The following is a 12,569-nucleotide window of genomic DNA, read 5'->3' as shown; positions in this document are numbered from 1 at the left end:
CGTCCGGTGCCGATTTTCTCCCTCTCCCTGACCCTCTCCCACAGGGAGAGGGAACGGTCCGAGCGCGAGAGTGGCGTCCGGTGCCGGTTTTCTCCCTCTCCCTGACCCTCTCCCACAGGGAGAGGGAACTGACCGGGCGCGAGGGTGACGTCCGGTGCCGGTTTTATCCCTCTCCCTTGGGTGAGGGGAAGTTGCCGGTATGGTGCCGCCCCTCACCCTGACCCTCTCCCACAGGGAGAGGGAACGGTCCGAGCGCGAGGATGGCGTCCGGTGCCGGTTTTCTCCCTCTCCCCCGGGGAGAGGGCCGGGGTGAGGGGGAAAGTGTTACACCCGCACCTGCACCTCGCCTTCTCTCACTCGTGCTTCGTAATGCTTCACCGAGTGACTTTCATCTTCCAGACACAGCCCGTCGCGCAGGCGGAAGCGCTGCTTTTTCAGCGGGCTTGCCACCCATAGCTCCTGCTGGTGCTCAGCAATCAGGCCGCGCGACAGTACGCTGGCATTAAAAAACGGGTCAATATTACTGATGGCGAAAACCTGGTCATCGTTACGCGGACGGAAAATGGCGACCTGCTCGCCTGCCGCCAGCGCGCATACGCCGGTCGCCGGAACGATATCCTCTAATTTGCAGATAGTTTGCCACTGGCTCATGCGGTTTCCTCCACCAGAGTGACCGGAATACGCTCATACGGCGTCGCCGGGCGATGCTGTTCGCGCTCTGCGACAACCTGAACGTTCGGGTCGCGCTTATCGCTGTTAATAAAGTGTTTGAAGCGTACCTGGGCGGCTGGCGTATTCACGGTTTCGGTCCACTCGCAGATCACCGCTTCACGCAGGCGCGCCATTTCGCTTTCAAGCTGCGCATTAAGGCCGAGTTTGTCGTCGATAATCACGCTGCGCAGGTAATCAATGCCGCCTTCCAGACCTTCAAGCCAGGAGGCGGTGCGGGTCAGTTTGTCTGCGGTACGGATGTAGAACATCATAAAGCGGTCGAGATAGTGCATCAGCGTTTCGCGATCCAGATCCGCCGCCAGCAGGTCAGCATGACGGGGTTTCATGCCGCCGTTACCGCAGACGTACAGGTTCCAGCCTTTTTCGGTAGCGATGATCCCCACGTCTTTACCCTGCGCTTCTGCGCATTCGCGGGTACAGCCGGAAACGCCAAACTTCATTTTGTGCGGAGTACGGATGCCCTTGTAGCGGTTTTCCAGCTCTACGCCGAAGCCAACGCTGTCACCCACCCCGTAGCGGCACCAGGTGCTGCCAACACAGGTTTTCGCCATACGCAGCGCTTTGGCGTAGGCGTGACCGGTTTCGAAGCCCGCGTCAATCAACTGACGCCAGATTTCCGGCAGATCGTCTTTCTGTGCGCCGAACAGGCCGATGCGCTGTGAACCGGTGATTTTGGTGTACAGGTTAAACTCGCGGGCGATGCGGCCGACTGCCATCAATCCTTCCGGGGTGATCTCGCCACCGGCAGAGCGTGGGATCACCGAGTAAGTGCCGTCTTTTTGGATATTGGCGAGGAAGTTGTCGTTGGTATCCTGTAACGGCGTATGCTGCGGTTGCAGGATATAGTCGTTCCAGCAGGATGCCAGCAGCGAGCCGACGGTGGGCTTACAGACTTCACAGCCGTAGCCTTTGCCGTATTTGTTCAGCAGTTCGTCGAAAGATTTGATCTCTTCCACGCGGATCAGGTGATACAGCTCCTGACGGGAGAACGCGAAGTGTTCACACAGATTGTGATTCACTTCGATACCCTGTTTCGCCAGTTCCGCATTCAGTACCTGAGTCACCAGCGGGATGCAGCCGCCGCAGCCAGTTCCGGCTTTGGTTTCAGCTTTCAGTGCGGCAACGGTGTGGCAGCCTTCGTTAATCGCTGAGATCAACATGCCTTTAGTGACGTCGAAGCAGGAGCAAATCTGCGCGCTGTCCGGCAGTTTATCCACGCCGATGGACGGTTTGCCGCCAGCCGCGTGCGCGGGAAGGATCAGCGCATCCGGGTTTTCCGGCAGTTCAATGGCATTCAGCACCAGTTGAAGCAGGTTGCCAAAATCGCTGGTATCGCCGACCAGCACCGCGCCGAGCAGGGTTTTATTGTCCGGGCTGACGATAAGACGCTTGTAGACTTCTTTGCTTTCGTCGAGGAACACGTAGCTGCGCGAGCCAGGCGTGCGGCCATGCGCGTCGCCAATGCCGCCGACGTCCACGCCGAGCAGCTTCAGTTTGGCGCTTAAGTCGGCACCCTGGAAGACGTTCGGCGTGCCCAGGATATGATCAACCGCCACCTGCGCCATTTTATAGCCCGGCGCGACCAGGCCGTACACGCGGTTGGTCCAGCTGGCGCATTCGCCGATGGCATAGATATCCGGGTCAGACGTCTGGCAGGTGTCGTTAATGATAATCCCGCCACGCTGCGCCACGGCCAGGCCGCACTGGGTCGCCAGTTTGTCGCACGGGCGAATACCGGTTGAGAAAACGATAAAGTCGATTTCCAGCTCGCTGCCGTCGGCAAAGCGCATGGTTTTACGCCCTTCAACGCCTTCCTGAACGATCTCTTTGGTGTTTTTGCTGGTGTGGACGCGCACGCCCATGCTTTCGATTTTGCGACGCAGCTGCTCGCCGCCCATCTGATCCAACTGTTCAGCCATCAGCATCGGGGCGAATTCAATCACGTGCGTTTCTACGCCGAGGTTTTTCAGCGCGCCCGCCGCTTCCAGACCCAGCAGACCGCCGCCGACCACCGCTCCGCGTTTACTGCGGCGCGCGCAGGATTCAATCGCGTTCAGATCTTCAATCGTGCGGTAGACAAAGCAATCCTGAGTTTCCGAGCCTTTAATCGGCGGGATCCACGGCCTGGAGCCGGTCGCCATAATCAGCTTGTCATAAAATACGGTACGCCCGGCGCTGGAGTGGATCACCTTCTCCTGGCGATTAATGGTAATAGCGCGTTCGCCGATCAGCACGTTAATACCGTGCTTCTCATAAAACCCTTCGCGCACCAGCGACAGTTCTTCAGCGGTATGATGTGAAAAGTAAGAAGACAGGTGGACGCGATCGTAGGCGATGCGGGGTTCTTCACAGAACACGGTAATATCGAACTGGTTTGCCGGGGCTTTATCCAGCAGATCTTCAATAAAGCGATGGCCCACCATGCCGTTACCGATGATAGCGAGTCTGACTTTGCTCATTTTTGCCTCGATTTCTATTCTAATACCTCTACCTTAACGATTCAGCAACGGCACTTATTGATGTAAATCAAATACGTCTTTCACTACTACTTAATGGGTAGATTGCTGATTTGTCAGTATTTTTCTAAGTAACGGAAAAGGCAGGGGTTTCAGGATTGATTAATTTGCAGCCAAATAGTGAGCGTTTTAAGCAAATGCCCATACTCCCGGATTTAACAGGAAATACACATTCAGAGGGAGGGAGAAAACCCCTTTTCAGAACGAAAAGGGGTAGCAGAACTTAGTGCGCTTTGGCAAGACTATGCTGGCGGTGACGAGTCACAAAACCCAGCACCAGACACATGACGAAGACCACCGCGTAAAGACCGTTCGCCGTCAGCAGCGCTGCTTGCGGGCCGCTGCTTGCGACAATCGGCCCGGTGACGACGAAGGTCAGCATGGTGCCGATAGTGCCGCAGGTCAGGACAAAGTTGACCAGTTTCGGCGACGGGATGCGGGTTTGCAGCGATCCCAGCGTGATAATAGAGGTATAGATCGCGCTGGAGAAGAAGCCGAGCGTCAGGATAAACCACGCCATATGCTCCGGCTGGGCTTTGATGAACAGGTACATCAGCACCGTTGCCACGCCTGCCAGCACGGTGAGAATACGTTGCAGGTCAAAGAAGCGCAGAATGAAGCTGAACGCCCACATGCCGAACATATAAGACATCCAGAAATCGCTCACCAGTTTACCGGCGTCGTTAAGGCTCATGCCGAGACCTTTAGCGTATTCCGGCACCCAGGAGATAAAGCCCAGTTGGCCGAGGATGTAGCACAGCGCGGCGATTGACAGGAACAGCACGCCGACGCCCCATTTTTCTTTTGCCACCGGTTCGCTCGTTTTCTGCGCGTGTTTGCCCAGCGCCGGGAATTCACAGCCGAAGGTCAGAATGAAAATAGCCAGATACACCAGACCGATGCAGGCGTAAACCCAGTACCACTCAATGCTGCGTGCCAGCAGGTACGCCGCCAGCATCGGGAAAATCATCCCCGCCATGCTGAAGAAGGAGTCGGTAAACAGCAGGCGCGATCCACGCTGACGGCCTTCATACATTTGGGTGATAAGGAACGTCCCGATGGACATGGTGATCCCGCTGACCAGTCCCAGTACAAACATTGCGGCGGAGAACAGCGTCAGACTGTGGCTGACCATTAATCCGGCTACCGCCAGCACCATCAGCACGAAACCAAAGCGCAGCTGCGTTTTCAGCGGCACGATTTCCATCAGCCAGGCGTTAAGAAAGATGGAGATAAGGATCCCGGCGTTCAGGAAGGTAAAGGTATTACTCATGCTGGAAACGGGCAGATTAAAATACTCTGCGATGTTCCCCATCACCATCCCGGTGACGATCACCAACGCACCGGTGAGGGCGTAGGAGAAAAAGCTTATCCATGTGAGCTTAATTCGGTTGCTGTTAGTCATGACTGGCCTGTGAATAAATATGTAAAGCGCATTGACTTTGCGCCGGGCGGATAGATTTTATGCAATCAAGTGATGCATTTAAATGTTTATTACGCAAACGCTGCAATATTACATTCGTTAACGTGATGTTACTCACGTTTTATGCCGCGTGATAACGCATTGCCGACGGTTACAACTGTTTCAGCAGCGTAAAATTAAGTAAAAGGCTGGCCTGGGGGATAAAGGCTCTTTAGAATCAAGCCATTCGCTGTCCTTGCCCCCTTTTTAAGGAAATTTACATGCTCAAATCCACTCTGGCTGCGGTTGTTACCGTTTTCACACTCTCTGCGCTTTCTCCGGCTGCATTAGCGGCCAAAGGCGACCCGCATGTTCTGTTAACCACCTCGGCGGGGAATATTGAACTGGAGCTGGATAGCCAGAAAGCGCCGGTTTCGGTAAAAAACTTTCTTGATTACGTGAACAGCGGTTTTTACAACAACACGACCTTTCATCGCGTGATCCCAGGCTTCATGGTGCAGGGCGGCGGTTTTAATGAGCAGATGCAGCAGAAGCAGCCGAACCCGCCTATCAAAAACGAAGCCGACAACGGGCTGCGTAATACCCGTGGTACCGTCGCGATGGCGCGCACCGCCGACAAAGACAGCGCGACCAGCCAGTTTTTCATCAACGTTGCGGATAACGCCTTCCTCGACCACGGTCAGCGCGACTTCGGCTATGCGGTATTTGGTAAAGTGGTAAAAGGCATGGACATCGCCGATAAAATCTCCCAGGTGCCGTCGCATGACGTTGGCCCTTATCAGAATGTGCCGTCCAAACCGATTGTGATCCTCTCCGCAAAAGTTCTGCCGTAAAACGTCCCGGCGCGGACCCTCAGATCCGCGCCACCTCTGCTTTTCTGCGTAACCCGAAAATGCTGCTTATACTTGAAGCACATAAGGGCACCAACAGGGAGGCGAGCATGAAAAAGCTCACAGACAAGCAAAAAACCCGTCTCTGGGAACACCTGCGCAATGAAAACTTTCAGGCCAGCCGTCGTCTGGAAGGGGTGGATATTCCTCTGCAATCGCTGACGACGGAAGAAGCACTGACGCGTCTTGATGAACTCAGGAGGCACTATGAGCGATAAATACGGCGACGGGCGCGACCCTTATCTCTATCCGGGCATTAATGTGCTGCGCAACCGGCTCGGTATCCGCCAGGACAAGCGTCTTGAGCAGGCGGCCTATGAACTGACCGCGCTGCGGGCGGCGACGATTGAACTCGGTCCGCAGGTGCGCGGGCTTCCGCATTTGTGCGCTATTCATCGCCAACTCTACCAGGACGTTTTTGACTGGGCGGGGCAACTGCGGGAAATCGACATCTACAAAGACGACACCCGTTTTTGCAATTTCCAGTACATCGAAACCGAGGGGAACGCGCTCATGCAGTCCCTCGAAGAAGAGGATTACCTTGCGGGGCTGGAGAAAGACGAATTCATCGCCCGGCTTGCGCACTATTACTGCGAAATTAACGTCCTGCACCCGTTCCGCCTCGGCAACGGTCTGGCCCAGCGGATCTTCTTTGAACAGCTGGCGATCCACGCAGGCTACGTGCTGGACTGGCGTGGCGTTGACGTCGAAGCCTGGCGACAGGCTAACCAGAGCGGCGCAATGGGCGATCTGGCTCCGCTGGAAGCGATTTTCGCCAACGTGGTAAGCGTGGCGGGAGAGGCGGAGTAACAGGTATTTGCACGGGCCGACTTATTTACGGCCCGTACAAAGGCTTAAAGCAAAACACTCAATCCATGTTTCTGAACCACGGAAAGTAACTTGAGCGACAGTCCATTAGGACGCTTGATCCCGCTTTCCCATTTTTGGATGGTGGAAGCGCTGGTATTAAGATAGTGGGCAAAAACAGACTGGCTAAGGTTGAATTTCTCGCGCAACGCTTTAATTTCAGTGGGTTGTAAGTCTTTGACGTCAGTAAGACAGGCGGCATCAAAGTGACGCATGGTTTCCTGGGGGATCGCATCAACGCTGAATAATCCGCAAGCAGCGCTGTGAATGGCTTCAAAGGCGGGGCTTTTGAACTTATTTTTTACAGTCATGGCAGATCTCCACGAGTTCGTTACTCTTTAATAGCGCTTTGATTTTTAAATCTGTAAGAGCTGCATAATGTTTTGCCAGCTCACGAAATGCGGTCAATTCGTGATTGTCTATATTCGCGGTATCTTGTTTAGCATACAGATAAGTATAAAACCAATATGCTCCCCCTCTGGCAAGGATGATGGCGCGATCGCGATTCTGGTTAAGGCGTTTTTTGTAAACCCCACCTCCCAAATCGTCTACTTTACCCTCTAATGCTGCGGCGATAGCCTGACATAATTCGCTGTCTGCGATCGTATGAGCTTTAGCCGCGCGGTTAAACCATTTTGTTTTAAAGACTCGCATAAGGCCGACATCCTGTTGCCTGAATTATAGCACCTGGTGCTATAATAAATGGTTTTCTCTTGCATTCCAAACTCCTTATTCCCGGCATCCACCGGGCCGCCTGATACTTTCCCTGTAATTTGCTACCATGTCCTTCCCTGTCTTCATGCCGATCACACTATGCTGCTTATCATCGACAACTATGATTCCTTTACCTGGAACCTGTTCCAGTATTTCAGCGAACTGGGCGCGCAGGTGCAGGTGCATCGCAACGATCAACTCACCCTGACGCAGATTGCCGCGCTCAACCCACAAAAGCTGGTGATTTCTCCCGGTCCCTGCACGCCGGACGAGGCGGGGATTTCGCTGGCGGCGATCCGGCATTATGCAGGCAGGCTGCCGATTCTGGGCGTGTGTCTGGGTCATCAGGCTATCGCCCAGGCGTTTGGCGCGACTATTGTGCGTGCGGAAAAAGTCATGCACGGTAAAACCTCGCCGGTGACGCATAACGACAGCGGCGTTTTTCACGGGCTGAACAATCCGCTGACCGTCACCCGCTACCATTCGTTAGTCATCGACCCGCCGACGCTGCCGGACATTTTTGGGGTGACGGCCTGGAGCGACACCCAGGAGATTATGGGCATTCGCCACCGCGAATGGGATCTGGAAGGGGTACAGTTTCACCCGGAAAGTATTCTCAGCGAACAGGGCCATCAACTGCTGGCGAATTTCCTGCATCGCTGATTTATAGTTGCCATTGAATGATTTTTTATGCATATTTTATGACTATATATTAAGTTATGCATGAAGAGGATGGGCGTCACATGGCAACTGAACAACCGGCAATTACCCGCGCAACGTTTGATGAAGTGATTCTGCCAATTTATGCACCCGCAGAATTTATCCCGGTCAAGGGGCTGGGCAGCCGGGTGTGGGATCAGCAGGGGAAGGAGTACGTTGACTTTGCCGGTGGGATTGCGGTGACGGCACTGGGTCACTGTCATCCGGCGCTGGTTGAGGCGCTGAAAACGCAGGGTGAAACGCTGTGGCACACCAGCAACGTGTTCACCAACGAGCCAGCGCTACGCCTGGGCCGTAAGATTGTCGAGGCCACTTTTGCCGAGCGCGTGGTGTTCATGAACTCCGGCACCGAAGCCAACGAAACCGCTTTTAAGCTGGCGCGTTACTATGCCTCCACCCGTCACAGTCCCTACAAAACCAAAATCATCGCCTTCCATAACGCATTTCACGGACGTTCGCTGTTTACCGTCTCGGTCGGCGGGCAACCCAAATACTCCGACGGCTTTGGTCCAAAACCGGCTGACATTATTCACGTCCCGTTTAATGACCTGCACGCGGTAAAAGCGGTAATGGACGATCATACCTGCGCGGTAGTGGTCGAGCCGATTCAGGGTGAGGGCGGCGTGACGGCGGCGACGCCGGAATTCTTGCAGGGGCTGCGCGAACTGTGCGATCAGCATCAGGCGCTGCTGGTCTTTGACGAAGTGCAATGCGGAATGGGGCGCACCGGCGATCTCTTTGCTTATATGCACTACGGCGTGACGCCGGATATTCTCACCAGCGCCAAAGCGCTCGGCGGCGGTTTTCCGATCAGCGCGATGCTAACCACCCAGGATATTGCCAGCGCCTTTCATGCCGGATCGCACGGTTCGACCTACGGCGGCAACCCGCTGGCCTGCGCGGTCGCGGGCGCGGCGTTCGATATCATCAATACGCCGCACGTGCTCGACGGCGTAAACGCCAAACGGCAGATTTTTGTTGAGCATCTGCAAAAAATCGACCAGAAATACGCTATTTTCAGCGATATTCGTGGAATGGGCCTGCTGATTGGCGCAGAGCTGAAGCCGCAGTACAAAGGCTGTGCGCGGGATTTCCTGTATGCCGCCGCGCAGGAAGGCGTGATGGTGCTGAACGCCGGACCGGACGTAATGCGCTTTGCCCCGTCGCTGGTGGTAGAAGAGGCGGATATTCACGAAGGGCTGGAACGCTTCGCGCAGGCGGTGGCGAAACGGGTTAACGCTTAGTTCTCTTGAGCCAAATCCCATGATGCGGGCGTTGACGCCAGGCTACCGACGAAATGGTATGCATGGTGTTCAGATGCCCCAGAATGCGCTCCAGATGCCGCTCCATGGTGCTTAACGGCCCTTGCGGGGCGGCGTCCGGCGCTTCGAGAATATTGACATCCCCCGCGCTGCCCGGCCCGTCAGATTTCAGCCGCTGCTGGCAGCGTTGCAGCGCAATTTCACAGGATTGCAGATAACGCTGCGCCAGATCCGGCGTCAGCATATTGTGCTCGCGTGCCAGCGTGGTCATGGCGTTGATATGCTCGACAATAAACTGGCTGTGCGTGACCCACAGTTTCATATCTTCCAGATACCGGCTATTAAATCCCGGCTCCTGCATGGCCTGGTTCAGCGAGTTAAACAGCGCGTTATGCGCCTGGTTGACCCGCATCCGCTGGTACGCCAGGGTCGGAGCCTGCGGATCGTCGCTTAAAATCAGCCGCAGTGCCTCCTGGTCCGCCTCCAGCGCACTGTCTGCGTTCTTGCGCAGCAGGCCGCTTTGCCACTGCGGCCACAGCCAGACCATGCCGCCGAATGCAATCAGGCAGCCCAGCGCAGTGTCGATCATCCTCGGCAGAATAAACTGTTCGCCGTTAAGATTGATCAACTGGAGGGTGTACACCGCCGTGACTGTAAAACCGATCATCGCCCAGCCGTAATTTTTGCGCAGGATCAGATAGCTGATAAGGGTGATCGCCAACATGGCGCAGAGCGTAAAACCGTCCGGGACGTTAAAATGCAGCGTCGCCCCGGCGATGACCAGCCCCACCAGCGTGCCAAGCGTTCGATGCAGAATGCGCACCCGCGTGGCACCGTAGCCGTTTTGGGTGACGAACATGATGGTCATTAAGATCCAGTAGGGCTTCGGCAGGTGGAGAACGCTTCCCGCCAGGCTGGCGATACTGAGCATGACGCTAAGACGCGCCGAGGTGCGCAGGGCGGGGGACTTCAGCGATAAATAGCTTTTCAGCGCCGCCCACAGCGGCAGACGGCGCTGGCGGTCGGCCATTAAATCACGCGGATAAAGCGGACGCAGGGTGCGCAGCACGCGGGCGATACGGCTAAAGTGCCAGGCGCAGAACTGACCCACCGGGTTATCCGGGTTCTGACGGGCGATTTTCTCCAGCGCGCCGATCTGCTTGTCCATATTGAAGCGGCCAGAATAATGATGGTACAGAATATCGTCCGCCATCACCCGCAGACGGGCGGCAACGGTTTGCGCATTCCAGCGGATCACCGCTTCCGCATGGCTTTGTTCTACCAGCTTTTGTACCTCTTCCGGCTGGTGTAGGCTGACCGAAATATGTTCCTGCAAATCCAGTGCCATCTGGAACATCCAGCGCAGCCGCCTGTAGTTATGGTGTTTTTTCTCCGACAGCATGTACAGCTGTTGATAGCACTGGGTAATGAGATCGACCGTTTTTTGCTGGCGGGCAAGCAGCGGCGGAAGGGCTTTTTGCGGATCGACATGCTGGGTCAGCAGGCTGTATTTGGCTTCGCAATAGTCGGCAAGCTGGCGGTAAAGCAGGCTGAGCGACTCGCGCAGCGGCTGTTCGCGCCACAGCCAGAACCAGAACCAGTTAAATAAACCGTACCAGAGCGTACCCGTCGCGTAGAGCAGCATCGGCTGCCAGACCGGAACGGACCCCGCGAGGCTAAGCGTGAAAATGGCTGCAATTAATGAGGCCGGGAGCAGACGTGCATGCAGCGGACTGATTTCCGCGGTAACGCCGAGGATCAGCGCCAGCGCGGTAAGCACCAGCGGCAGCGGCGCGCCCTGCGCCAGCAAAAGCTGTACCGCCAGGCTACTGCCTGCGAACAGCGAGCCGCCGACAATCAGACGTTTGAAAAAGCGTTTGTGCGGGGTATCCAGACCGGCGATGTTGCAGCAGGCGGGCACCAGCGAGAAGAGCAGGCCATACTGAAGCCGATCGATTATCAGACCGACAGCCACGGGCAAACAGAGCACCAGGGTTTGTCGTAGTGCGTAATTCACTTCCGGGTGATAGATCAGCCTGCGCCACATAGAGAATAACGAAACCGGCGCATTCGCAGTGGAATGCGCCGGTGAACGAACTTAGCGGGTGCCGTAAACGACGATGGTTTTACCGTGTGCGGAGATCAGGCTCTGATCTTCCAGCATTTTCAGAATGCGGCCGACGGTTTCACGCGAGCAGCCAACGATCTGGCCGATTTCCTGACGGGTGATTTTGATCTGCATACCGTCCGGGTGAGTCATCGCGTCCGGCTGTTTGGCGAGGTTAAGCAGCGTCTGCGCGATGCGGCCGGTTACGTCAAGGAAGGCGAGATTGCCCACTTTCTCAGACGTGACCTGTAAGCGACGCGCCATTTGCGCTGAAAGACGCATCAGAATGTCCGGGTTAACCTGGATCAGCTGACGGAATTTCTTGTAGGAAATTTCTGCGACTTCACAGGCGGTTTTGGCCCGCACCCAGGCGCTACGCTCCTGACCTTCTTCAAACAGGCCCAGTTCACCGATGAAATCGCCCTGGTTGAGATAAGAAAGGATCATCTCTTTCCCTTCTTCATCTTTGATCAGCACTGCCACGGAGCCTTTAACGATGTAATACAACGTTTCCGCTTTTTCACCCTGGTGAATCAGCGTGCTCTTTGATGGGTACTTATGAATATGGCAATGAGACAAGAACCATTCTAGAGTCGGGTCTGTTTGCGGTTTGCCAAGCACCATGCGCGGTTATCCTCTGTTATAAACTATCTCCGGCGGCTAAATGACGTTGCCTCCGGGGTTGCAATCGTGTCCTTCCCTCTGGCGGGGAAGCTGACTGTCGGTATGTTCCGCAGCCGTGTATCTGATGACCCGTGCATACATGCACTAAGTCAATATATCACTGTAGCATCCCGTCTGTTTTAGCATAGCTTTTGCCGCCTGTCTCCTGGTGTCTCGCTTCAGCATGACGCAGGTCGCCTTCCGTTGCGAGAATTGTTATGTGCGCGTAATCTGGGAAGAAAATTGCCATACGGGAGTTGATGAATATGCAAGCGCGAGTGAAGTGGGTTGAAGGGTTAACGTTCCTGGGCGAGTCGGCTTCCGGCCACCAGATTTTAATGGACGGTAACTCCGGTGATAAAGCGCCCAGCCCGATGGAAATGGTGCTGATGGCGGCAGGCGGATGCAGTGCGATTGACGTGGTGTCGATCCTGCAAAAGGGGCGTCAGGAGGTTACCCACTGTGAGGTGAAACTGACCTCAGAGCGCCGTGAAGAGGCCCCGCGCCTGTTCACCCATATCAATTTGCACTTTATCGTCACCGGTCACGATTTGAAAGACAGCGCCGTGTCCCGCGCGGTAGACCTCTCGGCAGAGAAATACTGTTCGGTAGCGCTGATGCTGGAAAAAGCCGTGAATATTACCCATTCATACGAAGTGAACGTTGCCTGATCCG

At 55.4% G+C, this 12,569-nt stretch carries 13 protein-coding genes; 6 read left to right on the top strand and 7 right to left on the bottom strand.

Annotated features, from left to right (window positions below; translation table 11 throughout):
• Positions 1-324 precede the first annotated feature (324 nt).
• The 3 genes from nirD to tsgA all read right to left on the bottom strand — a co-directional run bounded on the left by nirD (position 325) and on the right by tsgA (position 4,653).
• Positions 325-651 carry a nitrite reductase small subunit NirD gene (gene nirD, locus RT197_RS19870; protein WP_312952894.1) on the bottom strand — a complete coding sequence of 109 codons (327 nt, stop codon included), beginning with the start codon at positions 649-651 and terminating at the stop codon, positions 325-327.
• Complete coding sequence (gene nirB, locus RT197_RS19865; protein ID WP_312952892.1) at positions 648-3,191, bottom strand: nitrite reductase large subunit NirB; 2,544 nt, start codon at positions 3,189-3,191, stop codon at positions 648-650. The genes nirD and nirB overlap by 4 nt, the downstream gene beginning before the upstream one ends.
• 280 nt (positions 3,192-3,471) lie before the next feature.
• Positions 3,472-4,653, bottom strand: coding sequence for an MFS transporter TsgA (tsgA, locus tag RT197_RS19860; protein ID WP_312952890.1), 1,182 nt, complete (start codon positions 4,651-4,653; stop codon positions 3,472-3,474).
• Between the two features lie 278 nt (positions 4,654-4,931).
• On the opposite strand from tsgA, the gene ppiA reads away from it, so the two are divergent.
• The 3 genes from ppiA to RT197_RS19845 all read left to right on the top strand — a co-directional run bounded on the left by ppiA (position 4,932) and on the right by RT197_RS19845 (position 6,371).
• The gene (gene ppiA, locus RT197_RS19855; RefSeq protein ID WP_312952889.1) at positions 4,932-5,504 is read left to right on the top strand and encodes a peptidylprolyl isomerase A; all 573 of its coding nucleotides are present in this window, start codon (positions 4,932-4,934) and stop codon (positions 5,502-5,504) included.
• 107 nt (positions 5,505-5,611) lie between these two features.
• Complete coding sequence (locus tag RT197_RS19850; RefSeq protein WP_312952888.1) at positions 5,612-5,779, top strand: YhfG family protein; 168 nt, start codon at positions 5,612-5,614, stop codon at positions 5,777-5,779.
• Positions 5,769-6,371 (top strand): putative adenosine monophosphate-protein transferase Fic, encoded by a 603-nt coding sequence (locus RT197_RS19845; RefSeq protein ID WP_312952887.1) that lies wholly within the window; start codon positions 5,769-5,771, stop codon positions 6,369-6,371. The genes RT197_RS19850 and RT197_RS19845 overlap by 11 nt, the downstream gene beginning before the upstream one ends.
• A gap of 44 nt (positions 6,372-6,415) precedes the next feature.
• Here the strand turns inward: RT197_RS19845 and RT197_RS19840 are convergent, their stop codons facing one another.
• Both RT197_RS19840 and RT197_RS19835 read right to left on the bottom strand, forming a co-directional pair.
• The gene (locus tag RT197_RS19840; RefSeq protein ID WP_312952886.1) at positions 6,416-6,739 is read right to left on the bottom strand and encodes a DNA-binding transcriptional regulator; all 324 of its coding nucleotides are present in this window, start codon (positions 6,737-6,739) and stop codon (positions 6,416-6,418) included.
• Positions 6,723-7,082: a type II toxin-antitoxin system RelE/ParE family toxin gene (locus RT197_RS19835; protein WP_312952884.1), complete on the bottom strand. Its 360-nt coding sequence runs from the start codon at positions 7,080-7,082 to the stop codon at positions 6,723-6,725. The genes RT197_RS19840 and RT197_RS19835 overlap by 17 nt, the downstream gene beginning before the upstream one ends.
• Before the next feature lie 159 nt (positions 7,083-7,241).
• Between RT197_RS19835 and pabA the strand changes: the two genes are divergently transcribed.
• Both pabA and RT197_RS19825 read left to right on the top strand, forming a co-directional pair.
• A complete protein-coding gene (gene pabA, locus RT197_RS19830) occupies positions 7,242-7,805 on the top strand; it encodes an aminodeoxychorismate synthase component 2 (RefSeq protein WP_312952883.1) in 564 nt (187 codons plus the stop codon).
• 80 nt (positions 7,806-7,885) lie between these two features.
• Positions 7,886-9,106 carry an aspartate aminotransferase family protein gene (locus RT197_RS19825; protein ID WP_312952882.1) on the top strand — a complete coding sequence of 407 codons (1,221 nt, stop codon included), beginning with the start codon at positions 7,886-7,888 and terminating at the stop codon, positions 9,104-9,106.
• On the opposite strand, the gene RT197_RS19820 is transcribed toward RT197_RS19825, so the two are convergent.
• Positions 9,096-11,171, bottom strand: a complete 2,076-nt coding sequence (locus tag RT197_RS19820; protein ID WP_312952881.1) for a YccS/YhfK family putative transporter — start codon at positions 11,169-11,171, stop codon at positions 9,096-9,098. The genes RT197_RS19825 and RT197_RS19820 overlap by 11 nt on opposite strands.
• A gap of 51 nt (positions 11,172-11,222) precedes the next feature.
• Positions 11,223-11,855, bottom strand: coding sequence for a cAMP-activated global transcriptional regulator CRP (gene crp, locus RT197_RS19815; RefSeq protein ID WP_103677200.1), 633 nt, complete (start codon positions 11,853-11,855; stop codon positions 11,223-11,225).
• Positions 11,856-12,160: 305 nt separating this feature from the next.
• Here crp and RT197_RS19810 point away from each other — a divergent pair, with 305 nt between their 5' ends.
• Positions 12,161-12,565, top strand: a complete 405-nt coding sequence (locus RT197_RS19810) for an OsmC family protein (RefSeq protein WP_312952897.1) — start codon at positions 12,161-12,163, stop codon at positions 12,563-12,565.
• The last annotated feature ends 4 nt before the right edge of the window (positions 12,566-12,569 follow it).

It is taken from the genome of Superficieibacter sp. (assembly GCF_032071645.1).
In the GTDB taxonomy this organism is placed as follows: domain Bacteria; phylum Pseudomonadota; class Gammaproteobacteria; order Enterobacterales; family Enterobacteriaceae; genus Superficieibacter.
The sequence above is the reverse complement of the archived record's forward strand: the minus strand, read 5'-3'. Positions and strand labels throughout refer to the sequence as shown.

What these genes read in the sequence shown, in the direction of transcription:
- RT197_RS19810 (WP_312952897.1), top strand. Translation starts at nt 12,161, where the DNA reads ATGCAAGCGCGAGTGAAGTGGGTTGAAGGGTTAACGTTCCTGGGCGAG.
- tsgA (WP_312952890.1), bottom strand. Translation starts at nt 4,653, where the DNA reads ATGACTAACAGCAACCGAATTAAGCTCACATGGATAAGCTTTTTCTCC.
- ppiA (WP_312952889.1), top strand. Translation starts at nt 4,932, where the DNA reads ATGCTCAAATCCACTCTGGCTGCGGTTGTTACCGTTTTCACACTCTCT.
- RT197_RS19845 (WP_312952887.1), top strand. Translation starts at nt 5,769, where the DNA reads ATGAGCGATAAATACGGCGACGGGCGCGACCCTTATCTCTATCCGGGC.
- RT197_RS19840 (WP_312952886.1), bottom strand. Translation starts at nt 6,739, where the DNA reads ATGACTGTAAAAAATAAGTTCAAAAGCCCCGCCTTTGAAGCCATTCAC.
- nirB (WP_312952892.1), bottom strand. Translation starts at nt 3,191, where the DNA reads ATGAGCAAAGTCAGACTCGCTATCATCGGTAACGGCATGGTGGGCCAT.
- crp (WP_103677200.1), bottom strand. Translation starts at nt 11,855, where the DNA reads ATGGTGCTTGGCAAACCGCAAACAGACCCGACTCTAGAATGGTTCTTG.
- nirD (WP_312952894.1), bottom strand. Translation starts at nt 651, where the DNA reads ATGAGCCAGTGGCAAACTATCTGCAAATTAGAGGATATCGTTCCGGCG.
- RT197_RS19820 (WP_312952881.1), bottom strand. Translation starts at nt 11,171, where the DNA reads ATGTGGCGCAGGCTGATCTATCACCCGGAAGTGAATTACGCACTACGA.
- RT197_RS19825 (WP_312952882.1), top strand. Translation starts at nt 7,886, where the DNA reads ATGGCAACTGAACAACCGGCAATTACCCGCGCAACGTTTGATGAAGTG.
- RT197_RS19835 (WP_312952884.1), bottom strand. Translation starts at nt 7,082, where the DNA reads ATGCGAGTCTTTAAAACAAAATGGTTTAACCGCGCGGCTAAAGCTCAT.
- RT197_RS19850 (WP_312952888.1), top strand. Translation starts at nt 5,612, where the DNA reads ATGAAAAAGCTCACAGACAAGCAAAAAACCCGTCTCTGGGAACACCTG.
- pabA (WP_312952883.1), top strand. Translation starts at nt 7,242, where the DNA reads ATGCTGCTTATCATCGACAACTATGATTCCTTTACCTGGAACCTGTTC.